We start from the raw sequence: 24,747 nt of genomic DNA on the forward strand, positions 1-24,747 counted from the left end.
TCGACCGCGCACGCCTGGAGATCGCCTGAAATACTGGGGTTGTTTATCCGCTTACCGAGTTCCTCGAGAGTGTGTTCGCCGTCCAGATCCCGCTGGATATGAAGAAGGACGGCCTGAACGCGTTCACGATACTGCTCGACGGTCGACGCCTTCTTTGCGGTGCTGCTCATGTGATCAAACATATCCGGAACCGCCCGATTCCGCCTGCCCGTTTTTGCGCTTTTTGCGGCTGCCTGCAAAGAGTGGATGATTAAACAGGTGGTGCTGACGCCTTCGATTCACCTTGCAAATGTCACGAGAAGGTGTGGACAACTGAGCCGAGCCGGTGGGTTTCTGCTGATTACTAACTGTCTCATAAGTATGGCGGCATAAAGGTTTTTCGTGTATACTCTTGGTATGACAGAGTTCGATGGGCGAAAAGTCAGTCACGAAGCTCTTGAGGAGCTTCGAATTCGTGCTGTGAAGTCGGTTCTTGCAGGGGAAAGTCCCGAAGTTGTTATCAAATCTATCGGGATGTCCCGTGGTTGCATCTATAAATGGCTTGCTGCCTACTACGAGGGTGGATTTGATGCTCTTCGCGCCAAGAAACTCTTCGGGCGCCCTCCAACTCTTTCGCCTTCCCAGATGAAATGGTTGTTCAGAACCGTAAAAAAGGATCCGCGGCAACTGCTCTTTTCCTTTGCTCTTTGGACTGCCAAAATGCTCGGCGAGGCCCTCTATCGCAAGTATGGTGTCAGAGTGAGCAAGGCAACAATGTGCCGTGTTCTTCGCCGCATGGGACTTTCGCCTCAGAAGCCGCTTCATCGGGCAATTCAACAGAACCCCAAGGCTGTCGAACATTGGCTTACCACGGAATATCCCAACATTCAGGAATCTGCCAGACAGGCCGGAGCAACGATTTACTTCGGTGATGAAGCAGATGTTTCTTCCAGTCATCACAGTGGCACAACGTGGGGCGAGGAGGGGAACACCCCAGCCATACGAACGACCGGAAAGCATTTCAGAGTGTCTATGATTTCCGCAGTAACAGCTCGTGGAGACATGCGTTTTATGGTGGTAGATGGGACAATACGCACCGGAGAATTTTGTACGTTTCTTCAACGGCTGATGACCAACGCCAAGACACCTGTCTTTTTGATTCTGGACAACCTTGGTATTCATAAGACAGCTCGAGTCAGAGAGTTTGTAGAATCAACCAATGGAAAACTCAGGCTCTTCTTCCTTCCGCCATATTCTCCGGTTCTCAATCCTGATGAACTGGTCTGGAACGAACTCAAAGGCAAAATGGGCCGCACGACGTCGAGAACCAAGGATGAATTGAAGGCCAAAGTGCATGGTTTCATGCGGGAAATCCAGAGAACACCAAAGAAGGTTGCCCGATATTTTCAAGAATCTCATGTAAAATATGCTGCATAATAGTCTTCCTACTTATGAGACAGTTGGTATGTTCGAGAAAACAAGGAACGTTCAGGAAATGCCGATACAGAAATGACAGTTAAAAATGAAAATGGAAATTACTTTATCATTGGTGAAAAGCAGAATATTCGTTGATCGCAAGTCAGATTAACAGGACAGGAGCACGTGCATTGAAAATAATGCAGATCAGTAAAGCTTTCACGCTGATCGAACCAGGTCCGGTTGTCTTCGTTACGACGAACGACGGAATGAAGAACAACATCATGACGATCTCGTGGACGATGGTGATGGACTTCACACCGAAGTTTGCCATCACCACCGGGCCATGGAACTATTCCTATGCCGCACTCCGAGAAACGAAGGACTGTGTCATTTCAATTCCTACAAAGGATCAGCTGGATAAGGTCGTTGGAGTGGGAACATGTTCCGGTGCCGACACGGACAAATTCGAAACGTTCGGACTGACTCCAGTGGAAGGAAGACATGTCAGAGCGCCCTTGATCAAGGAATGCCTGGCGAATATCGAATGCAACGTTATCGATATCGTCGAAAAGCACAATATCGTGGTATTGGAAGGCATTGCTGCATATTTTGACCATTCACGAAAAGAGAAGCGAACCGTTCACGCCGTTGGTGACGGAACGTTTATCGTGGACGGGCGCACGTTGAACCGTAGAGAAATGATGAAGTCAAAGCTTCCGGACGGTATCTAGCCCTTTGTTCTCATGCCGTTCATGCATGACATGAAAAGCCCACTGAAAGTGGTGGTGTACGCTACCGGAAGGAGATCATGTGGAACGAAATATCACGATCAGGAGTGAAACATCCGGCGACGTCGAAGCCATTTCAGAGGTGACGATCGAGGCGTTCAAAACCCTCGACTTCAGCAGTCACACCGAGCAGTTCATCGTCGCGGCGCTGAGGGCGGCGAACGCTCTTGCCGTTTCGCTTGTCGCCGAACTTGATGGACGGGTGGTCGGGCATATCGCTTTTTCGCCCGTGACGATGTCGGACGGCACGCCCGGTTGGTATGGCCTCGGGCCCGTATCGGTACTGCCGGAGCATCAGCGAATAGGCATCGGTTCGGCCCTCATACGGGAAGGCTTGTCGCGGCTGCGGAAGATGAATGCCCGAGGCTGCTGTCTTGTTGGGCATCCCGGATACTATACGAAATTCGGATTCATCAATACGCCGGATCTCGTCTTCGAGGGCGTGCCGCCCGAGGTGTTCTTCGCTCTCTCCTTCGATGGCCGGGTCCCGCGCGGCAGCGTCGCCTTCCACGACGCGTTCAAGGCTGACCACTGAAGTATATATAATAATATATGAATGAAATGCGTGTGAACGAGACTTCAGATGTTCTGAACAGGCTGCTCGAGGCGGAGCGGGCGGGGGTAAAAGTGCTTGGTGCGCTCATTTCCGGTATCGCCGACCCCGAAATCCGGGAGATGGCGAAGCGGTTCCTGCGGGATGAAGGCATGAACTGCCAGATTCTCAAGACGATGATCGAGAATGCCGGCTATCCGGTCTCGCAGCGAACGGGCGACTTCGTCCGGAAAGTCGAAGCTCTGCCGACCGTCGAAGAAAAACTGGAATTGCTCGTCAAGGGCCAGGAATGGGTCGCAAAACAGATTCGCCGTTCCCGCGCCTTCGGCATGAAAGTCTCCGACCGAATGCTTCTCGAATCGATCCGAATCCAGCACGAAGAGAACGTCGACGCTCTGAAAGAACTCCTCGGCCCCGGGCGATGAGAAAACGGTTCATCGGAACATGGCTTCTGACGATTTGTTTCGGTTTCGTCTTGATTTCGCCATCTGAAACCGCCCCGGCGCCGACAGACAATTCCGAACCGAGAAAAGCGACAGCGCTTGAAGAGGTGGTTCGAGACCGCGAAGAAATAAAACGAGCCATCCGGTCAGGACGCCTCGACGATACGCCGGGAGGCCGCGCCTACGCATTCGACGCGGGGATCCCTGTGGCTGACGGCTGGTTGTTCGTAACGGGCGGCTCGTTCGCTCTCAGTAGCGACGATATCGTCGTGTTCGCTCTGTATCATCCGGAAAAAGAGATTCTCAGGATTCTCTTCGCGCAGTATACCGGCACCGTCGAGAGCGGGCGATATCTCATCGACCCTGACGGCCGCGGGATCATCATCAGCCAGGAATGCCTCGGCAACGATCCTCCGCGACGGTTCATCATCAGCCGGGGCATTCCCCGTGAGGACGCCGCTTTTCGCGACGCGTTCGCCGCAGCCTTCCGCGGGCTGGCCTCGCGGCTCGAGTTGTCGCCGACAGGCTGGCACTATTCGCGCACCCTTTCGTTCAACAGCAGCGATCGCGCCCCGCAACTCGATCTGACGATTCATCCGATGGCGGATACCCCCCAAGCATGTGAGTATGCCGTTTCTATGATCTATCGCGATGGCATGGTCATCGTGATGCCGCTCGTTTCGCGCATCGGATCGAAGGTGATGAGGCCATAGAGCGTTCAAATTTCGGGACGCTCTGCGAAATTGTGTTGTCAGAAATGAGATTTCAACGTATTATTCCCAGTTTTTATCGAAACGTACCCCGTTGCCGTGCGGGAATGCACGGGAAATTTGGAGAGACAGAGAATTGTGAGGCAAAACACGACTGTGTACCCCTTTGCACTATCTGAGCGGATGAAATCGTCTGCCCGCATTCCGGCGTTGATCGGCATGGTGGCGTTCCTGGCCCTTCTCGGAACGATGATGGCTGGCTGCGGAAGCGGCGCTTCGGAAGGCCGTTCGAGCAGCTGGATGGGCCTGCCTACGGAGACGCTTCGGGGCGTCGGTCCTTCCGTGACCGTCGTGCCGGCGTCGAGCGTGCTCACCGCCGGAAAATCCATGCCGGTCGTCGTCTACGTCAAAGACAAGTATGGTCATGCCGTTGCGGACAGCACGCCGGTCACGGTCGGCTCGAAACTCGGCAGTTCCGTCAGCTCGAGTGGAGACATGGAAACGAAGAACGGCGTCGTTCAGTGTACCGTCACGGCCGGTCAGGATGCCGGCGTCGAGATGCTTACGTTCTCCTCGCCGGTGGCCATCGGATCGACGACCTTCGAGATCGTCTATCAGCAGAAGGCTCCGCCGCGCGTGTCGGTCTCACCCGTTGCCGATTCCGTGAAGGTTTCGGCGACCCTGCCGGTCGTCGTCTTCGTCACGAACGCCAGCGGAGTGCCGCTGGACAGCGAAGTCAAGATGTTCTGCCTGGCAGGCGGAACCTTCGATAAAGATTCGGGAAGCGCGAGCGGCGGCGTGTTCCTGACCGAGTTCACGGCCCCGGCCGTCCAGGGCGTCTGCTGGATTTCGGCGATCGTCGACGGGAAGACGGCATCCACCTCGGTTGCCGTTCTGCCGTAAGATCCGGAGGAAAGCGGTGTCGAACATGAAAAACCAGATCAAGAGCCTTCTCATCTCCCTGGCCGTTCTAGCCACGTTGTCCATCATCCTCACCGGATGCGATAACTCGTCGGGGCCCACCACGACTGACCTTTCGGAAGGATCCGGCTACAGAATCCGGATGTCGATCTCCGAGGACACCCTTCCTTCCGGCGGCAGCACCATCGTCACCGCGGCGATTTTCGACGAGACGGGGCAGCCGGCGGCCGACGCCGATGACAGCGTCGCCTTTGCCTTCAGCGACAAAGGCGGCGATTGGTCGGGATTGTCAGACGGGAAAGCCGATCTGAAGGGCGGTGTCGCGCTGGCGACCCTCAAATGGGATGACCCGTCCTCCGGCGAAACCGTCGAGCCGTCGAGAACCGCCTGGATCTCCGCCGCCTACCGCGGCGCCGTCGCCAAAATCCAGGTTCGCCTGGTTTCCGTGTCCTTCTGATACGGCAATGCCGCACTTCGCATCCCGTTCCGAAAGAGGTTCGAAACCGATGAAAAAGAATCGTTATGATATAATACTCATTGTAATTGTATTGGCGGCCATGGTCTCGTTGACGGGGCCGTCGTATGCCGAATCGACATCCGATGACGCCTCGACGGTGACAACCGACGAGCAGGATACGGCCTCCGCCTCCGAGACAGCCTCCGACGCAGCGACCGTCAACCCCGACGAGCAGACCGCATCCGAAACCGTGGCCGCGGGCAGCGACGAGTTCAGCGAGGAGTATGTTCCCTCGACCAGGTCGGTCGTCAACAAGTCGAAAAACTGTACGACCGTCTATCTGATGTACACCCGCACCGAAGATATCATGAAGACCCTGACGCCCCTGTTCGAGAACGAAACCGGCGCGGGCGACATCAAGATCGCCGAGAATCCGATCACCAACGCGATTCTCATCAAGTCCAAAGACCCCGAGTCGCCGATCGTGAAGGACGTCGAAGAGGTCATCCGCAGCCTCGACTTCCGGACGGGCCAGGTGATGATCGACGTGCTGGTCGTCGATGTGACGATTTCCGACAACGAGACCTACGGCCTCGAAATGAAGTCGCTCACGAGCAACCCCTTCAATTCGAAGGAGTCGATGCTGACGGTCGGAGCGGACCACGGAACGATCGACAAGAACGATCCCTCCGCCGCCGTCGACGGGTTCAAGGCGTTCCTCACCTCGCAGAACAAGCTGAAAATGTTCCTGAACGCCACGAAGAAGAAGGGGAACGTGAAGGTTCTCTCGTCACCCCACATCATCGCGGCGAACCATCGCACGGCGACGTTCAAGATCGGCGAGAAGCTTCCCCTCATCGAGTCGGTGCGCCCGTCCGACGCCGGCCCGATCAAGACGTTCGACATCAAGGACGTCGGCCTCGAGCTGAACGTGACCCCGCACATCAACATGAGCGGCCAGATCGATATCGAGGTGCACCAGACGATCAACGGCGTCGGCTCCTACGACGCGAAGGAAGGGACGGCCCGCATGACCATGCGCGAGGCCCAGACGAACCTGACCGTCGCCAACGGCGAAACCATCGTTCTCGGCGGTTTCATCGAGGAAAAGTCCGACGTCACGGAAAAGCGGATTCCCGGCCTCAGCAACATTCCGATCATCGGCAAGGCGTTCACGAGCAAGACGAAAACCCGCGGCAAGAGCGAGTTGATGGTGTTCCTCACCCCGAAGATTCTCGACACGACCGAAGACGCTCAGCACGCCACCGAGCTCAAGCGCCGCCGTATCTCGGAAAAGAAAGACGTCGCACGCCTGCTGAAACAGATGCGACAGCAGCGCGTCCCCCTGCCCGCCTCCGAATCCGTCATCATCGACCGCCGCTCGAGCGACTGGCAGTATGATTTCGACCGCCCCGAGATCGACGATATCGCCTGGGATTACCCGGTTGCCGTGAACCCCGCATCGTTCACTCTTTCAAAGACCGGCTCCTGTCCCTTCGGCTTCGGTTCCTCGCACCGGCTGACCCCGGCTCTCGTGAAGACGTATCTCAAGCCGTCGGAAGGCGTTATGTTCCGCAAGGATTTCCGGGTCGACCGGCCCGATCTGTTCAGGACCCTGACGCTCAAGGTCGCCAGCAACGATGCGGCCGTCGTCTACCTGAACGGGAAGATGATCGATGAAGACCCGCTGATGAAAGTCCGCGACGGCCACGACTACGATTATTGGAACCGGGTTCGCGCCGATATCCCCGCCTCGCTGCTGCAGCCCGGCATGAATACGATCACGGTCCTGCTCGGAAGCGACAAGACGACCGAAGACGGGTATTTCGACCTGATGCTGGTGGGCAAGAGATAGCAGATGCCGACGCACGCAGCGATCCGCGCAGTGAATATAGTAATATATATATTCATGCTCGTATCGTTCGCCGCCTGCTCTTATTCCGCTTCGGCCGCGAATCTCGAGAAGAAGGAGATCACCGTCAGAAGGGGAAGCCGGGACTACTCCTGCCTCCTGATCCGAAGCCAGGTGAACCCGTCGCAGTGGTTCTGCATGCTGACGAACCCGGCCTTGGCCGAATATCAGGAAGACAAGGTTACCCATCCGAATCTCTGGTACTACCGGTTCCAACGGCCCGACCCCCGCAATCCTAACCGGATGCAGGATTTCGGCGTTCTCCGGTGCGGCTTCGCGTTGTTTCCGCCGCCTGACGTAGTGCGGACCCTGGTTTCCAGGCTGCCACGGTCGGGGCGCGGGCCGACGACGATCCGCATGCTGCCGGCCGACGAGATGGAGATACGTATCAAGCCGCCCGGACGGAAAGCGGTGATCGGCGTCGCGAGCGTTTCTCGAGGGATCGGCGGGTTCTCGGACAGCGAACTGACCGATTTTTTCGTGACCCTCGAAAAAAACGATGCAGACCTTGCCGACAGGCTCCTCCTCGACAAGACGGGGCTCGAATTCGAACTTTCGGCGCGACTGGCTCCACGCGGCGATCTCTCCTGGCGCGATCGGATTTCGGCGACGGCTTCGCCCGCCGCAACGCTCGTCACACGCGATGTCACGAAACACGAGTTTGCCGGGCCGGCGGCACCGGCGGGCACGGGAAAGCGCGACTGGCGCAGAGCGGGACCTGGCCGTCAGCAGATCATCGACAAGACCGGCTCCGCCCCGATGGGCTCCTCGTCGAAAGCGACGATCAGCAAAGGCCGGCGGGCGTTGCAGGAAACCAGGCTGCTCGAGCGGGAGCGGACGGCGCAACGGGTCGCCTGCAAGGGCTTTTTCACCTTCCTCCCCTACCCTGAGTCCATTCGCAAGGAACACATGATTCTCGAAGATGCCCAGACGGACTGGGACTGCACCTACTTCGCCCTGCCCATGATCCGGCTTCCCGAATCGATCGAGATCGAGAGCATCGCGATGCGGGTATCCCTGATGCGGGGCAGAGACGAATACGCCCGGCAGGTCGCCCTCTGGAAGCCCAATACGAAGTGGCGCGACGAGGACAAGCTTCCGAAGACCATGCTCCGCTTTTCCCTGAAAGACCTGCTGGCCGGCGCCGGCAAGCCTCTCGATGACGCCGTTTTTCGCGTCGTCAGCACCGTTTCCCTCGGCGACGGGAACAAGCTGGAGAACATCGAGGAAACCCCCGTCGTGACGGGCGACATCCCGCTCACGAACCCTCTTTCGATCGCCGACCTCCTGACGCTGGACTTCCATCTGCTGGACTGGACAGCCCCGACGAGCGATCCGAACCGCCTGACGAAGGTCGAGGTCAACCTCCGCCAGGAGCGCCGCAGCTTGTCGAAAACCCTTCAGAACGAGAAGCGGGCCGGAGAACAGGTCGTTCCTGAAGCGCTCGTCTGGCTCGTCAAAGCTGGTTCGCTCGACACCCCCGGGGCCGTCGAGGCAAACGTGTTTTTCCGTACGGCTGCCGGCCGACGGATTCCCTGGGCGTTGAACGGCCAGCCCCGCGAACAGGATTTCACGGGCGGCGTGTGGTATTTCACGGACGAAGACTGGAAACCCTCGTCCGATGTGCGCTGATTCACGGATACATCACGTCGTTGAAGGCGTGAACTGATATCGAAAAAAGGAGAAGTAGGGAGAATGAGAACGTTCTTGTATCTGGCTGTCTGTATCATGGTTTTATGCGCGAGTCCGGCGGTTTGGGCTCAGGCGAGTCTGGCTGATGGGGATTCCACGGATTTCACCATCACCGTCGACGGTCATAAGGAGCATGTGACCTGCATTCAAGATGCCGTCAAACCCAACCAGTGGTATTACGTCCCCAGCAAGATCCGACTCGACACGATGAAGGATGCCACGACCAAGAAGGAAATCCCGGTGTTTTCCCTGGTGAAATACCAGGCCAAGGATCCCGAGGATCCTCAGAAACTTCTGGAAGGCGGCGTGATGCAGTGTGCCGTCAATCTGGCGCTCCCCCCCGGCGGCCTCGATCAGCTGAAAAACGAACTGGCCAAGCACACCGGCAAAAAGAATACCGAAATTCTGCTTTCTCCGCTTTCGATGGTTGATGCGAAGCTCACCGTCTGGGGTCCCGGCGGCGAGAAGCTGGGCGATGCTCCCCAAGCTCCCGATATCGCACCGGCGTTCGCCAACCAGTCGATTCCGATCCAGATCAACCTGAACAAGCTTGGCGCCGACTTCTCCGACGCCCTTGTCAAGTCCGGCGGCGGCATCCCGATCAACATCACCTTCAGCTTCAACGGTCTCACGCCGAAGGCCGGCTTCAAAGTCACCCTCGACTACGACCAGACCTTCAAACACCTCAGCACCGATTCCAAGGCGCGTGTCTCCTGGAACAGCTGGTTCTGCAGCGGCAGCGCCAAGGCCGACATCTCGACGGTGCGCGAAAATCTCGTCACGAACAAGTGTCTGACGATCGAGAGCATCTCCGGCGAGCACTTCACCGACGAGCAGATCGACAAATACATGCTGCCGATCATCGAGAAACTGCAGCAGGAAATGTTCTCCATGCAGGAACCCGAGAAGATCGACCCCGCCAAGGCCGCCGAGCCTGATGCGGGTGGCCGCGGCATCGTCAAGGTCGGCGTCAGCTTCGCCCTCAAGTCCGTCGAGAAGGTGAAGAAGGGCAAGACCGTCATCTCGATGAACCGCCAGCAGATCATGAAGCGCCAGACCGCCGTCGGCGGCGTCATCACCCTGGCCAACTGGCCCAAGGACGTCCAGGACAAGTGCGTCATCACCATGCCGGCCGGCAACTGGGCAAGCGCCTGGTACAGCCTGCCCGACGTCGGCGATGCCGGCGCCGTCGGCATCACCGAAGTCGCCGTCACCGTCAAGGTGCTCGATCCGGCCGGCAAGCCGGTCGCCAAGTGCCCGACTCAGATGGCGAAGTGGACCGCCAAGGAAGGCGTCTGGAAAGACGCGAAGAATAACGAGCGCTATACTCTTCTCTTCCCGATGGCCGGCGTGCTCGACGCATACAAGGGCAAGGAAAGCGAACTCAAATACGAGCAGACCATCAACGTGACGCAGGTCGTGGGCGGCCAGACGAAGAAGTTCACCTTCAAGTCCGTCGACCAGATGTTCGACGGCGAAGCCGCGATCTCGACCCCGATGGCCAACCTCGAGACGATCAACCTCAGCGGCACGCTCGTGACCTTCTACGGCAGCAACTTCCCCGACAACGAGCTCATGCCCGCGGCGTTCAAGGGCAAGCCCTCCGACCTGACGAACGTGAACGTCAGCCTCAAGACCAAGAAGCCGGCCAAGACCTACACCGGCACCATCACCCCGAAGACGACCGACTTCTTCGTACTCGTGGAAAAGGCCCCCGGCGACGAGGAGCCCGAGATCGAGGCGAAGGTCACGTTCAACTCCAAGAAGAACAAGAAGGAAATCGTCATCAAAAACCTGATCGAGGAAATCGGCGACCAGTGGTATCTCACCGACCTCGACTTCCTGCCCGAAAGCTGATCTGTGCCTGATGCCGGCCGCGCGGGGCAGCCCGCGCGGCCGGTTTATCCGAATATGAAAAGATACATATATATATTATTGACTATTATGGGAGGATTCGGCCTGCCTGCGTTCGCCGCAGAACAGGAGCGGCTCGACGAAGGGCTGTCGACGATCCGCGTCGTCGCCATTTCGCGGGAGTCCCGCAAGGTGACCTGCCTGCCCGTCGGGATCGAGGTTCATGCCCCGGAAGACCCCGTCCGGGAGCCGATCGTCATGAGGGTCGGCGGCGACGTCTCGGTGAACGCGCAGGTTTCGATCGTTGCGTCATCGACCGAGGTGGACGAACTGAAACGACGCATCGTCCGGGAACTCGGTCCTGAGTATTCGATAGACTATTCAAAAAATCCCGTCTGGGCGCTCGACGTGAAAACCGGCGATGTTCCTCTCGCCAGCCGGGCCATGACGGAAGGCTCCCTTGCCGGATGGAGCTTCCTCGGCATGATTCCCGCCGAACTGGCCTCTCCGGCCGTCGTTCTGACCTTTACCGGGGAAATCAGAGTGCCGGCGCTTCAGAAGAAAAGCGGAGCGGTGCGAGCCGTACGGTCGATCACGATGTCCGGCTCCTCCTCGAGCTTTGCGAGCGGTGACGCGTTGACCGTCTCGCGAACGGATTCCGTCGCCGATGTGACACAGAAGGGCTCATATCGCTCATCCCAGCTTTCTTCCGCAACCTTTCCCCTGACGGGGAGATGGGAAAAAACGATCGTTCCCGAACGCTGAACCGGAGCTCACCGAATGCCGTCGACACAGCACCTCCTCCCCCACGGTCTCCGATGGTCGGCGACGGTGTCTCTGCTTGCGCTTGTGCTGCTCATCGGAATCTGGGGCTGCGGCGGTGGCGGAGGCGGAGGTGGCGGCGCGGTTTCGGGCGGCATCATCATGGGAAATCTCCAGGGCATTTCGAACGCCGCGGCATGGACGGGCGAGGCCTGGATCGAAGAGTATCCCTCCATCCGGTCGACGGTTGCCTCGACGGGAGCCTTCCTGCTGACGGGTGTTCCGGCAGATCAGGCCTGCCGCGTGGTCGCCCGCATCACGTATCCGGCCGGAACCGTTCTCGGAATTCGCGCCTCGGGCGCTGCCGGATCGAACACCCTGTGGGCGCGATCCGGTCCGATTCAGGCCGGATACACCGAAATCGCACACGTCCTGACCCTCGAGCCCGGCGTGAAAGCGTTGACGGGCTATCTTCTCGACGAGGCGGGAAAACCCGTCACGGACGGCAGGATCACGTTCTGGGGCATCACCCTCTCGTCCGCCATCGACGGGAGTTTCCGCGTTCCGGAACTCCCCTCCTCCACCCGCGAACTCTCCCTGTCTCTCCAGGCCCCCGGCAGGCAGACGAACCTCTTTTCGGTTGGGATGCCGGACACGGAGTATCCGCCCGTTTTCCGGATCGTGATGCTGCCGGCAACGTCCGGGAATCATCCTCCCGTGCTGTTCGTTGCATCGGCCCCGGAGGCCGTTTCGCCCGGTCAGCGGGTGCCGATCGGTGTTGCGATCGACGATCCCGACGCCGCCGATGCGGTTCTCGCGCCTTCGTGGGAGTCTTCGGCCGGAACGCTTGAAGCCGGAACCGATATATTGCACCGGATATGGACGGCTCCCGCCGAAGGCGGCCTGGCGACGGTCACGATCCGCGTCACGGACCATGCCGGCGTTCCCGGAGAGGCGCAGGTTGCCTGGGCGGTCGGCGGCATCACGGGCGTCCTGCCGCGAATCGCGACGTTCACGCCGCAGAGCGGCGTTCCGGGATCCTGGGTGACGATCACGGGAACCGGCTTCGCGAGCTCGGCGGGCGGAACTCCCGACGTCCGGTTCAACGGCCTGTCGGCGACTCTCAAGGAATGGAGCGCGACCAGGATCGTCGCGATGGTTCCCGAAGAAGCCGAAACGGGGCCTCTCAGCGTCGTGACGAGGGACGGCGGTACGACCGCGGCCACGTTCACGGTCGTGGATTACCAGATCGTGATGACGCCTCTCTATGGCCCGCCGGAAACCATCATCACCCTTCAGGGGTTCGGTTTCGACGCCGACAATCCGGGACAGGTCCTGGTGAACGGCCGCGAGGCGACGGTCCTCCTGTGGGCGGACAAGACGATCCAGGCGCGCGTTCCCCGACTGGCCACGACGGGGCCCGTAACGGCCGTCATCCGGGGCCGGTCGCACGCGGGCGAGACGTTCACCGTCTCGAAAGCGACGGCCGTGTCCCCCGCCCGCGCGCTCCGCGGCGCCTCGATCACGATGATGGGCGCCGGTTTCGGTCCCGACCAGGGCACGAGCGAGCTGCGGCTCGCCTCGGGCGTCGTCGTCACGCCCGATTCCTGGGATGACGGCGAAATCACCTTCACGATTCCCCCGCAGGCCGTGACGGGCCCTGTGTCCGTCAAGATATGGGGCTTGACGATCCAGTCTCCGAGCCTGTCGGTCGAGTATGCGAACAAATACCAGGTCGCGGACACCTGGTCCGGCAAGCGATACAGCGCGTTCCCGATGACGCCGGGCATCGCTGTCGCGGGCGACGGGACGGTGTTTCTCGCCGACCGCGACAACTGCGTCATCTGGAAGTTCTCGCCCGACGGTTCGACCGTTTCCCGGATCGGGTCGAAAGGCCAGGAACCCGGACAGCTGCTCGATCCGTGGGGCCTCCTCATCGATCGTGACGGCAATCTCTGGGTGTCGGACCGCGGCAATCACCGGCTCCAGAAGACCGACCAGGCCGGCAACCTAATCCTGACCGTCGGAACCGCCGGCGCGGACCCGGGCAAGTTCAATGCCCCTTCGGGCATGGCGGTGGATGCGGCGGGCAACATCTGGGTCGCCGATGCCGACAACAACAGGCTCCAGCAGTTCGCGCCGGACGGCACCTTCCTGCAGGCGATCGGTACCGTCGGCACCGGCGACGGCGAGTTCAATTATCCCAACGGCGTCGCGATTTCCGCCATCGGCGACATCTACGTCGCAGATACCGACAACAACAGGATTCATCGGCTGGATTCGAGCGGCAATGCGATCGGCTGGTGGGGCCTCGACAACCTTGGAAGCACGGGGTGGCATGTCGCCGGCTCCGGCCGGACAGGCGCCCAGGGCAGCGCTCTGTGGCAGTTCTCCAGCCCGACCGCCCTCGGCTTCGAGGCAGGCGGAAAGCTGATCGTGGCCGACACGGGCAACAACCGGCTCCAGGTTCTGCCTGTCGGCCCCGGCGTCGCGTCGCAAATCGCGACGGGCGGCGAACAGGCAGGTCAGCTCGATGGTCCGACCGGCATCGCCGTCAGTGGTGCAAGCGTCTGGGTGGCGGATTACGGGAACTCCCGCGCGCAGAAGTTCAGTGTCGCCGGTGCCTTTGAGGCCGAGCGGAAGCCGGATCTCTCCGGCCTGCTGACCATGTGCGACCGCATCGCTGTGGATGAACGGCGGGGCCTGGCCTATGTTTCCGACGGAGCCGAGGGCCTGATCAACGTCTTCACGACGTCGGGCGCCTTCGTCCGGCGCATCGGATCGAAAGGAACGGGCGACGGCCAGATGCGCGGACCTTCCGGGCTCCAGGTCGCCGACGACGGCTCGCTTTGGGTCGTCGATTCCGGCAACGCTCGGCTGCACCGGTTCGATCCCGACGGACGGTTGGCTCAGACCATCGGCGGCTTCGGCACGGGGAACGGCCAATTCCGGTCGCCGGCCGGCCTCGAGCTCCTGCCCAACGGCGACCTGATGATCGCCGACGCCGACAACCACCGCATCCAGATTCTCGGCCCCGACGGGACATGGAAGAAGAGTATTGGCACCTTCGGCCACGGCAACGGGGAGTTCGACACCCCCCGCGGCGTCGCCGTAGATATATCAGGAAATATATACGTTGCCGACACTGCGAACGCGAGGGTGCAGAAGTTCTCCGCCGGCGGCACGTTCCTCGGCTGGTGGGGCGCCGACACCGCTGACGGGGACGGCTGGCATGGAACGGACACGTCGATATCTGCCAAGCCCGACCAGGGCCCGTGCAGATTTCTCGGCCCGTCCGACATCGCCGTCGACTCGGAAGGTTCGATTTTCGTCATCGACGGGGCGGCGGGCGTCATGCAGAAGTTCTCCCCCGAGCATGCATCCGAGGAATACGCCGGGTATCTCGTACGGGTCGATCTCGGCCCCGATCTTCGCGGCATCGCCGTCGATGAAGCCGGTATCCTGTATCTGACGGCGAGCGATCAGATGATCAGGTCGATGACCCCGTCGCTGCAATGACCTTCGCAGGAGGCATATATGCGTAGATATATAACAGTCATGGCGTTTCTCGTGTTTCTCGTAGCGACCTGCCTCGTCTGCTGGAACGCATTCGCGTTGAAAACCACGATGTCGAACGCCGAAAACACCGCTCTGGAGAAAATCTGGAAGCGGATCGGCGAAGCTTCGGGATATCTGACCGGCCTCTGCACCACCCTGGCAAGCGAATCGGCTCCGATCGTCGATGCTCTTGCGGCCGGCGGCATCGACAGGGACGCATTGTCGGACCGTCTCGAGGGGCTCCTCGCCGGAAACGGAGACCTCGGAGGCATCCGATTCTCCATCGCCTCCCCCGGCGGCCAGCTCTCCCCCTTCGCCGAACCGATGCATCTTCTGAAAGCCGGTTTGTCCGCGAGCGATGCCGCATCTCTGATTCCCTTCCTCCATCTGCCCGTCCGGGTCACCGCCTCAGGCGCCGAAGCTGTCGGGGAGTTGACGATGGAGATCGAGCACTGGCGGATCAAATCCCTCCTGCTTTCCTACGATCTCGGGGATTACGGATTTCCGTTTTTCGTTCGAACGGACGGGAAATTTCTCTGGCATCCCCATCGTGACGCGATGGGCCACACGGGAGATCTGTTCGAAGCCGCCCGCTCCATGAATCAGCCCGAGGTAGCGCAGTTTGCCAGGATTCTTGCCCGACACGAGAAACTGTTCGTGCCTCTGACCACTGCAAGCGGAACTCGGATGTGGCTGTTCGGGATGCCCCTCGATGGCTTCGATCTCGCCGTCTGTGGATACATCAACCGGGACGAGATGATTCCGCTGTCAGGAGTGATGCGGAAGCAGGAGTATTTCGCTCTCGTGTCGTTCTTCATCCTTCTCCTGGCGGGGGCCACGGTCTGGTTCCTCCGGCGGGAAGACCTCGCCGATATGCTTTGGACGGCTTCCGGCGTGTACACGCTGATCTTCGGGGTCGGCATCGGTACGATCTGGCTCCTGACCACGTCGACCTTTCCGCCGTATATCGAGGGCGGGGGGCCGCTCGTCGAGCCTTCACGCCTTACCGCGAAGCTCGAGGATTACAAGCGTGCCTCCAGGAAGGCCGGTCTCGAGGAACCGTGTTTCGTTCCGACGGGCGTCTTCGTCAAGTCCATCGAGTTTGAAAGCGCGACGAACGTCAAAATCACCGGATACGTCTGGCAGAAATACCCAAAAGACGGCATTCCCGGCGTCCAGGAGGGGGTCGTTTTCCCCGAAGCCGTCGAGGCGCAAATTGATAAGGCCTACGAGCGGACGGAGAAGGATGTTCGCATTCTCGGCTGGAGCTTCGCATTGACTCTTCGCGAATGGTTCGACTACTCGACCTACCCCTTCGACCAGCAAGATGTCTGGATCCGCATGTGGCACGCGGATTTCGACAAAAACGTGGTTCTCGTACCCGATCTGATCGCCTTCTCCCAACTTGCCCCCCAGGAGCTGCCCGGCACGGATGAGGACCTTATCCTCCCCTCGTGGCGGATCAAAAAGACGTTTTTTAATTTCGTTGACTATAATTACAATGCCAATTTCGGGCTGAATCGGTTCGCCGGGCAGACGGAGTTCCCGGAGTTGCACTTTCACATGCTCATCGGCAGAAATTTCATGGAGCCGTTCATGTCCTGCATCCTGCCGCTGTTCGTGGTCACGCTTCAGATGTTCTCGGTCCTGATCATCAGCACCAAACAGGAAACGATCGCCGAGCGGCTCGGGTTCAATTCCGGCGTCATCCTGCAGGTCGCCGCCGCGCTGTTTTTCGTCGTGATCTACGCGCAGATCGACCTGCGGCGGCGTCTCGACGCCGAGCAGATCATATATATGGATTACTTTTATTTCACGATGTATTTCATCTTTATCACGGTCTCGGCGAACTCGATCCTCTACGCCCATACCGACGAGAACTCGATCATCGAGTATCGGGACAATTTGATTCCCAAGGTGCTGTTCTGGCCTCTTATCCTCGGCATCCTGTTCGTCGTGACCGTCGCCTACTTCTATCCGTGAACGGCCTGACCATCCACCAGATCTGGTATCGGGACGAGCAGCGATCGTTCCTCGAACCCCGGATGAAGCCGTGGGACAACCGCAAGAATCTCCGCCCGGAATGGTGCGAGTATTGGGTCATGCGCACCGCCTGGTTCGATGCGGAACAGCCGTTCGACAACCTGACGGGTTTTTTCAGCTGGAAATACCGACAGAAGCTCGAACTGGACTACGGGCAGATCGAGGGTTTCGTCGCGGCGCACCCGGGGGCCGACTGTTACATTTTCAGTCCGGCGGTGTTTCAGGTTGCGTTTTATCGGAACGTGTGGCACCAGGCGGAAGTCTGGCATCCCGGCATCACGAGGATCGCCCAGGGGATGCTCGACGACCTGGGAATCCTCGTCGATCTGGCGGGAAGCGTCGACCATCACCTGAGCACGGCCTACGCCAACCTGTGGATCGGCAGTCGCCCCTTCTGGCGGGCGTATATCGAATTCATGGAGCGGACGTTCGCGTATATCGAAGCTCAAAAAGACCGTGAAGCCAGTCCGTTCTGGCTGAATCGGTTCGGATCCGCCGGCGGAGAGGGCCACGTGCAACGCCTTCCCGTCATACCGTATCTGATCGAGCGGATGTTCTCGGTCTTCGTGAAACTGCACCCCGAGTTTCGGATCGTCGCGTGGGAGTATCCCTTGGACATCCTCGAAAAGAGGGCCTTCAGGGCCGCTGGCCTGATCCCGCTCGCCAACTGGTGCAAATTGATGTATCACAAGACCGGCAAGGACCTGTATCTACAGATGTTCGCCCAGGTCCAAAGCGAGATGTACGCAGCCGCGACAAGGTCCCTGGAGGAACATCCGGGAGCGGTCATTTCCTGAACGTCCCGGGAAAAACTTGGTCAGCCGAGTTCGGCGACGAGGCGCTCAAGTTCCCGTTCAAGGTTCCGGACGAATCTCGGCGTGTCGAACAGGACGCCGGTCTCGCGGACATCACGCAGGTGCTCCCGAAGGCGCCTGCACCGCTCCGGCGTATGAGCGAGTTCGACGGCTCTTTCCTCGTAGTCGCGCCGGTCATACGTGATCAGTTCGGGAAGGCCGGCAGCCGTCAGAAGCGCTCCCGCCATACGGGAAGCGAAGGTTCGGCCGCTCCGGGTCAGGACCGGCAGCCCCATCCAGAGCGCGTCGTTGGCGGTCGTCCCGGCGTTGAAGGGGAACGAGTCGAGGAACAGGTCCGCGATCGTATACCGCGCGAGATACTGTTCGGGGGAAACCCGCGGCGCGAAGATGAGCCTGTCCCCGGCGATGCCTCTGGCCGTCGCTTCGCTTCTCAGGTTCGCCTCGGCCCAGGGATTGTCCGAGAGCATCCACAGAACGCTGCCGGGAACTCGACGCAGGATGTTCATCCAGGCGTCGTACATCTCGGGAGTATATTTGTAATTATTGTTGAACGTGCAGAAGACGAACCCGTCGTCCGGCAAGCCTGAATCTTTACGGGACGGCGGCTGCGCGTGCTTCCGGCGCCGGTCGCTCACCTGGTAGACGTCCGGCATATACAGGGGTTTTTCGGAATAGAACCGGGCGTATTCCTCGGGGATCAGGAACCGGTCAGCGATCACGTAGTCGATCGACGGCAGGCCCGTCGTCGCGGGAAGCCCAAGATACGTGATCTGGATCGGGGCGGGCCGGTACGAGAGGATGTTCGGGCGTGCTCCCAGCGTCTGTCCGTGGAGATCGACCAGCACGTCGATCTCATGGCCGCGGATCTCGCGCGCGGCTGCCTCATCCGATAATGAATCGATGCGTATGAAATGATCCATTCCGTCCATGATGCGCTGACGGAGACCGGAATGCCCCTGCTTCGTCCAGCAGAACCCGTAGACTTCGAACCGTTCGCGATCGTGAAGCTCGAACAATTCCGCCGTCAACATTGCAACCGGGTGGAGGCAGAAATCCGACGAACAGTAGGCGATGCGGATCTTCCGATGACCGTAGGAGCGTCGTTCGGAAAGCGGGGGGACGCCGGCGAGGACTTTGTTTCGGACATACTCCCGGGCGGCGTTCAACTGCTCTTCGGGGTCGTCCGAGAGGCTGATCATCGCGAGGGCCGAGGTCGAACGGCGCATCAGGTCGGGATCGACTCCGGGAATGGGGGCATACACCGGCCACGAACACTGTTTTTCACGCAGGTACACGAGGTGATGCAGGACGTCGGGCTGGCGTGGCTCGATGATCAGGCTTTTCGTGAGGCAGGCATTGGCGCTGAACATCTGCTTGCGCTCTTCGAGCACTCTGCCGAGGTTGTTGAGAGCCATGAGAAGGATCGGCCTGGTGTCGGGCTGGTCGGGCGCCACATGGTCGTCGATCCAATGCCACTCTGATATAGCAGCATCTATATTACCCTGCTTCTCGAAGGTCAGCCCGAGGTTGAAACGGGGCTGTATGAATGCCGGAGCAAGACGGATCGCTTCGAGATAAGCCTCTTTCGCCCCCTCGAGATCTCCCTCGGCGAACAGGATCGCACCCAGATTGAACAGGGCGAACTGCCGGTTCGGCGACGCATTCCGCTTCAGCCACGTCTGATACAGCACGGCGGCCAGCGGCGCTCGGCCCTGGGCCGTGAGCCGGCTCGCTTGGTCGAGCAGACCGGTGAAGTCGAGATCGCCATTCCAGGCGCTCAGGATGAGATCGGAAAACCCGGTGTCGATGGACACGAGACGCCCGCCTCAGATCGGGAGGGCCATGATCTGATCCGTCGAGAGAGCCGCAATCTGGGCGTTCGTCAGCGCGCGGACCTGGGCGGTCGTCATGTGGCTGATTTGATCCGTCGTCAGCACCTGGATCTGGGTGGTGGTCAGGCTAGGGATCTGCGCCGTGGTGAGCGCCGGAATCTGCGACGTCGTCAGCCCTTCGAGAACCTGCGTGGTGGTGAGCGCCGGGATCTGGGCCGTGGTCAGAGCCGCAAGATCCTGGGTTTCCATGAGGGCGATCTGCTCGGTGGTCAGGGCGACGATCTGGTCGGTGGTCAGCCCCTTCATTTGGGTAGGCATGAGAGCCCGGATATGTTCGGTGCCGAAGGCAACGATCTGGTCCGTCGTAAGCGACTGCAGTTGCTGGGTGGTTAGCATCGCGGTCTGGACCGTCGTCAGAGCAACGATCTGGTCCGTCGAGAGCTCGGCGAGATCGCTTCCGTCGATGCCCTTGATCGAAGCCGTGGAAAGAGCCGCAATCTGCGATGTTGACAGGGCCCGTATCTGATCGCTCGTCATGGCTTTGAGCTGATCAGACGTCAGCGCCGCAACCTGCGTGTTGGTCAGGGCGGCGATCCCGTCCGTCGTCATCCCGACGATCTGGAGTATGGTGAGCGAGGCGAGATCCTGAATTTCAAGAGCGGCGATCTGGCTCGAGGTCATGGCGGCAATCTGCTGGGTGGTAAAACCCTTCACCTGGGCTGTGGTGAGAGCCTTGATGTCGTCGGTGCCGAATGCCTGGATCTGGTCCGTCGTCATGGACTGAATCTGGGACGTCGTAAGCATGGCCGTCTGAGCGGAAGTCAGGGCGGCGATCTGGTCCGGCGAGAGGGCGGAAATGGCTGCGCTGCCGATTCCCTTTACGGTGGCCGTCGAAAGCGCCGCGATCTGCGCCGTGGAAAACGCCGTGAGCTGGTCGGTCGTCATCGCGCCAAGCTGGGCCGAGGTCAATGCGCGTGCCTGGGCCGTCGAGAGAACGGAAATGGCCGCCGTCGTGAACCCCGGGATCTGAGAAGCGACGAACGCCGACACATCCAGCGTTTCAAGGGCGGCAATCTGGTCGGTCGTCAGGGCGGCGATCTGGGAGGACGTGAGACCGGGGATCTGGGCGATGTTCAGGGCCTTGATGTCGTCCGTTCCGAACGCCGTGATCTGGTCGGTGGTGAACGCCTGAATCTGTTGGGACGTCAGAGAGGCCGTCTGTGCGGTCGAGAAGGCGGCGACCTGGTCGGTCGAAAGGGCGGAGAGATCTTCACCGTCGATTCCTCTGATCGATAGCGCTGCGATGGCGGCTATCTGGGCGGGGGACAACGCGGCGACCTGGTCGCTCGTCAGGCTTTTCACCTGCGTCGACGAGAGCACCTTGATCTCGTTTGTTCCGAATGCGCCGATTTGATCCGTCGTCAGGGCCTGCAGCTGCTGAGCGCTCAGCGACGGAACCTGGAGCGATGTGAGGGCCGCGATCCGGTCCGTCGAGAGCACGGCAAGGTCGCTGCCGTCGATGCCCTTGATCGACGTGGGAGAAATCGCCGCCATCTGCGCGGGCGAGAGAGCCGAGATCTGATCGCTGGTCATGGCCTGGAGCTGAGCAGAGGTGAGAACCTTGACCTGGCCGGTGGAAAGGGCGGCGATCCCCTCGGTGGTGATGCCGATGATCTGCGTCGCCGTGACGGCTGTCAGGTCCTGGGTCTCGATCGCGGCAATCTGTTCGGTCGTCAGGGCCGCGAGCTGGTCGGACGTGAGGCTTTTCACCTGCAGATTGGTGAGGGCTTTGATATCGGCGGTGGAGAACGCGGCGATCTGGTCGCTGGTGAGGGAACGCAACTGCTGGGTCGTGAGCGCGGCGGTCTGTGCGGTCGTGAGGGCCTCGATCTGATCGACGGCCATCGCCGCGAGGTCCGCCCCTTCGATTCCCGTGATGGCCGAGGGCAGCATCGCGGCGATCTGATCGGCGGAGAAGGCGGTCAGCTGGTCGCTGGTCATGGCTTTCAGCTGTGCCGCGTTCAAAGCCCGGACCTGCGTCGTCGTGAGCAGACTGATGGAGATCTGCGTCAGCCCGGGAATCTGGGCCGTCGTCAGGGCGGCGATATCCTGGGTTTCGAGCGCGGAAAGCAGCGGCGAGTCGAGAGCCGCGATCTGATCGGTCGTGAGCCCCTTGATCTGGGTGCTGGAGAGGGCTTTCATGTCGTCGGTGCCGAAGGCGAGAATCTGGTCGGTGGTCAGCGCCTGCAGTTGCTGCGTGGACAGCCAAATCGTCTGCGCGGTGGTCAGGGCGGCGATCTGATCCGTCGAAAGCTGGACAAGGTCGGGCGCTTCGATGCCAGAGATCGAAGATGCGGCCAGAGCGGCGATCTGCGCCGTCGAGAAGCTGACGATCTGTTCGCTGCTCATCGCCTTGAGCTGGAGTGCGGTGAGCGCTCGGACCTGGGCGGTCGTCAGCGAGGCGATGGCCGCCGTCGTGAGCCCCGGAATCTGACCGGTTGAAAGCGCGGCGATGTCGAGGGTTTCAAGCGCCGCGATCTGGCCGGATGTCAGAGCGGCGATCTGGTCGCTCGTCAGCGCTTTGACCTGGGCCGCTGAGAGGGCCTTGATGTCTTCGGTGCCGAACGCGACGATCTGATCGGTCGAGAGCGCCTGCAGCTGCTGGGTCGTCAGCGATGCGCTTTGCGCCGTAGAAAGGCAGGCGATCTGGGCAGTGGTGAGAGCGGCAAGATCGGCGGCCTCGATTCCCTTGATCGAGAACGGGGAAATGGCGGCGATCTGCGCGGTGGAGAGCGCCGCGATCTGACTGCTGGTGAGGCTTTTCAACTGGGCCGTCGTCAGGGTCTGAATCGCGCCGGTCGTGAAGGCGGCGATCTGATCCGAAGTCAGGGCTTGCAGCTGAAGCGTGGTCAGCGCTATCGACTGGCCCGACGTGAGGGCGGCGATCTGCCCGGCCGTGAATCCTTCCAGGTCCTCCGGCGCGATTCCCATGATCGAACCTGGAGAGAGCGCCGCGATCTGAGCGGTGGAGAGGGCCGTCACCTGGGCGCTCGACAGGGCTTTGAGCTGGTCGGACGTCAGGGCCCGGGCCTGACCGGTCGAAAGGGCGTTGATGGCGTCGATGGTCAGACCGATGACCTGCCCCGTCGTCAATGCCGCGAGATCCTGCGTCTCGAGGGCCGAGATCTGTGCGGTCGTCAGAGCTGCGATCTGGTCGCTGGTGAGGCCTTTCACCTGAGCCGTGGTCAGCGCTTTCACGTCTTCAGTGCCGAAGGCCGCAATCTGGGCCGCGGAGAGTTCCTGCAGCTGTTGGGTCGTCAGCGTCGATGTCTGCACGGATGTGAGGGCGGCAATCTGAGAAGCCGTAAGGCCAGCAAGGTCTGCCGGATCGATTCCTCTGACGGATGCCGGGTTCAGCGCGGCAATCTGGGCGGATGAAAGCGCTACGATCTGGTCGCTGGTCATGGCCTTGAGCTGCGACGACGTGAACCCTTTCACCTGATCCGTTGTCAGGGCCGATATGCCTGCGGTGGTCAAACCGGCGATCTGGGCCGTCGTCAGCACCGCAAGATCCATGGCTTCGATCGCGGCGATCTGGGCTGGCGACAGGGCTGCAAGCTGGTCGGTCGTCAATCCCTTCATCTGGGAGACGGTGAGAGCCTTCAGATCCTCTGTTCCAAACGCCTGGATCTGGCCAGTGGTGAGTGCCTGCAGCTGAAGCGTCGTCAACGCCGCCGTCTGGGCCGTCGTCAGGGCTGCGATGCGGTCGTTCGCCAGCGTCGCCAGGTCGTCACCGTCGATTCCCGCGAGCGAGCCGGGGGAGATGGCTACGACCTGGGCCGTGGACAACGCGCCGATCTGGTCGCTGGTCATGGCTTTGAGTTGCGCCGAACTCAGAGATTTGATCTGATTCGTCGAAAGCACGCCGACGCCGGCGGGAGACAGACCGACGATCTGTGCCGGCGTGAGAGCCGCCAGATCCTGGGTTTCGATCGCAAGAATCTGATCGCTCGTAAGCGCCGACAGGTGATCGGTCGTCAGGCCCTTCATCTGGAGCGGGGTCAACGCCTTGATGTCTTCCGTCCCGAACGCCCTGATCTGATCCGTCGTGAAAGACTGCAACTGCTGTGACGACAAGGTCGAGGTCTGGGAGGAAGTGAATGCGGCGACCTGCTCAACCGAGAGTTCCGCGAGATCCTGCCCCTCGATTCCCATGACGGAGAGCGGGGAAAGGGCCGCAATCTGAGCTGTCGACAGCGCTTTGAGCTGGTCGCTGGTCAAGGCTTTCAGTTGACCTGACGTGAGGCCCCTGACCTGCGCGGTGGAGAGAACGCTGATGGCATCGGTCGTAAAGCCGCTCATCTGACTCGTGGAGAACGAAGCGAGATCGGCGGCCTCGATGGAGGAAATCTGGGCAGTGGACAAAGCCGCGATCTGCTCGGTCGTCAGGCCTTTCACCTGCGCGGTCGTCAGGGCTTTTATTTCGTCCGTGGTGAAGGTGAGAAGCTGGTCCGTCGACAGCGCTCCGAGTTGCTGCGTAGACAGAGCGGCAGTCTGATTCGAGGTCAGAGAGGCGATCTGGTCGGTAGAGAGAACGGCGAGGTCGCCCGCATCGACGGCCTTGATTTGGGCGGCCGAGAGTTGCGTGATGTTCGAGGTGGTCAGCGCCTTGACCTGGTCGCTCGTCAGCGCCTTGACCTGCGAGGCGGTCAGGGCTTTCGCCTGATTGGCGAGGAGAAGCTGGATGTTGTAGGTCTGAATTGCCTGGATCTGGCTGGTGCTGAGAATCACGAGATCCCGCGTCTCGATGGCGGGAACCTGGACGCTGGTCAGGGCGTTCACCTGAGCCGTCGTCATGGCTTTGAAATCTTCCGTCGTTAAAGCCGCGATCTGAGCTGTCGTCAATACGGCGACCTGCGCCGGCGACATTCCAGTGATGATCGACATGGCAAGCCTCTTCTCTCGAAGTCCTGGGAAACGCTGCTCTTCGTGAAAAAACAGTTCCCCAT

Annotated in this window: 16 protein-coding genes; 14 read left to right on the forward strand and 2 right to left on the reverse strand. The window is 60.3% G+C overall.

What is annotated here, in order from left to right; all coding sequences use genetic code 11:
• Positions 1 to 396 precede the first annotated feature (396 nt).
• From PLU72_17720 to PLU72_17785, 14 genes are all read left to right on the forward strand, one after another.
• Positions 397 to 1,416: an IS630 family transposase gene (locus PLU72_17720; GenBank protein HOT30019.1), complete on the forward strand. Its 1,020-nt coding sequence runs from the start codon at positions 397 to 399 to the stop codon at positions 1,414 to 1,416.
• A gap of 170 nt (positions 1,417 to 1,586) precedes the next feature.
• Positions 1,587 to 2,129: a flavin reductase family protein gene (locus PLU72_17725; protein ID HOT30020.1), complete on the forward strand. Its 543-nt coding sequence runs from the start codon at positions 1,587 to 1,589 to the stop codon at positions 2,127 to 2,129.
• Positions 2,130 to 2,208: 79 nt separating this feature from the next.
• Positions 2,209 to 2,721, forward strand: a complete 513-nt coding sequence (locus PLU72_17730) for an N-acetyltransferase (protein ID HOT30021.1) — start codon at positions 2,209 to 2,211, stop codon at positions 2,719 to 2,721.
• A gap of 32 nt (positions 2,722 to 2,753) precedes the next feature.
• On the forward strand, positions 2,754 to 3,164 hold the full coding sequence (locus PLU72_17735) for a DUF6306 domain-containing protein (protein HOT30022.1): 411 nt from the start codon (positions 2,754 to 2,756) through the stop codon (positions 3,162 to 3,164).
• 224 nt (positions 3,165 to 3,388) lie between these two features.
• Positions 3,389 to 3,895, forward strand: a complete 507-nt coding sequence (locus PLU72_17740; protein ID HOT30023.1) for a hypothetical protein — start codon at positions 3,389 to 3,391, stop codon at positions 3,893 to 3,895.
• A 180-nt stretch (positions 3,896 to 4,075) separates the two neighbouring features.
• Positions 4,076 to 4,795: a hypothetical protein gene (locus PLU72_17745; GenBank protein ID HOT30024.1), complete on the forward strand. Its 720-nt coding sequence runs from the start codon at positions 4,076 to 4,078 to the stop codon at positions 4,793 to 4,795.
• Between the two features lie 16 nt (positions 4,796 to 4,811).
• The gene (locus PLU72_17750) at positions 4,812 to 5,270 is read left to right on the forward strand and encodes a hypothetical protein (protein ID HOT30025.1); all 459 of its coding nucleotides are present in this window, start codon (positions 4,812 to 4,814) and stop codon (positions 5,268 to 5,270) included.
• A gap of 49 nt (positions 5,271 to 5,319) precedes the next feature.
• On the forward strand, positions 5,320 to 7,125 hold the full coding sequence (locus tag PLU72_17755) for a hypothetical protein (protein ID HOT30026.1): 1,806 nt from the start codon (positions 5,320 to 5,322) through the stop codon (positions 7,123 to 7,125).
• Positions 7,126 to 7,128: 3 nt separating this feature from the next.
• Complete coding sequence (locus PLU72_17760; protein HOT30027.1) at positions 7,129 to 8,814, forward strand: hypothetical protein; 1,686 nt, start codon at positions 7,129 to 7,131, stop codon at positions 8,812 to 8,814.
• Positions 8,815 to 8,877: 63 nt separating this feature from the next.
• Entirely contained in the window at positions 8,878 to 10,731 is a 1,854-nt protein-coding gene (locus PLU72_17765) for a hypothetical protein (protein HOT30028.1), read from the forward strand.
• A 54-nt stretch (positions 10,732 to 10,785) separates the two neighbouring features.
• A complete protein-coding gene (locus PLU72_17770) occupies positions 10,786 to 11,493 on the forward strand; it encodes a hypothetical protein (GenBank protein ID HOT30029.1) in 708 nt (235 codons plus the stop codon).
• A gap of 15 nt (positions 11,494 to 11,508) precedes the next feature.
• A complete protein-coding gene (locus tag PLU72_17775; GenBank protein HOT30030.1) occupies positions 11,509 to 15,009 on the forward strand; it encodes an IPT/TIG domain-containing protein in 3,501 nt (1,166 codons plus the stop codon).
• Positions 15,010 to 15,027: 18 nt separating this feature from the next.
• Positions 15,028 to 17,031, forward strand: coding sequence for a hypothetical protein (locus tag PLU72_17780; GenBank protein HOT30031.1), 2,004 nt, complete (start codon positions 15,028 to 15,030; stop codon positions 17,029 to 17,031).
• Positions 17,028 to 17,888 (forward strand): hypothetical protein, encoded by an 861-nt coding sequence (locus tag PLU72_17785; protein HOT30032.1) that lies wholly within the window; start codon positions 17,028 to 17,030, stop codon positions 17,886 to 17,888. Before PLU72_17780 ends, PLU72_17785 begins: the two co-directional genes overlap by 4 nt.
• A gap of 20 nt (positions 17,889 to 17,908) precedes the next feature.
• On the opposite strand, the gene PLU72_17790 is transcribed toward PLU72_17785, so the two are convergent.
• Positions 17,909 to 19,720, reverse strand: a complete 1,812-nt coding sequence (locus PLU72_17790) for a tetratricopeptide repeat protein (GenBank protein HOT30033.1) — start codon at positions 19,718 to 19,720, stop codon at positions 17,909 to 17,911.
• Between the two features lie 12 nt (positions 19,721 to 19,732).
• Positions 19,733 to 24,685 (reverse strand): hypothetical protein, encoded by a 4,953-nt coding sequence (locus PLU72_17795; GenBank protein ID HOT30034.1) that lies wholly within the window; start codon positions 24,683 to 24,685, stop codon positions 19,733 to 19,735.
• Between the last annotated feature and the right edge of the window lie 62 nt (positions 24,686 to 24,747).

It is taken from the genome of Candidatus Ozemobacteraceae bacterium (genome assembly GCA_035373905.1).
GTDB lineage: Bacteria > Muiribacteriota > Ozemobacteria > Ozemobacterales > Ozemobacteraceae > MWAR01.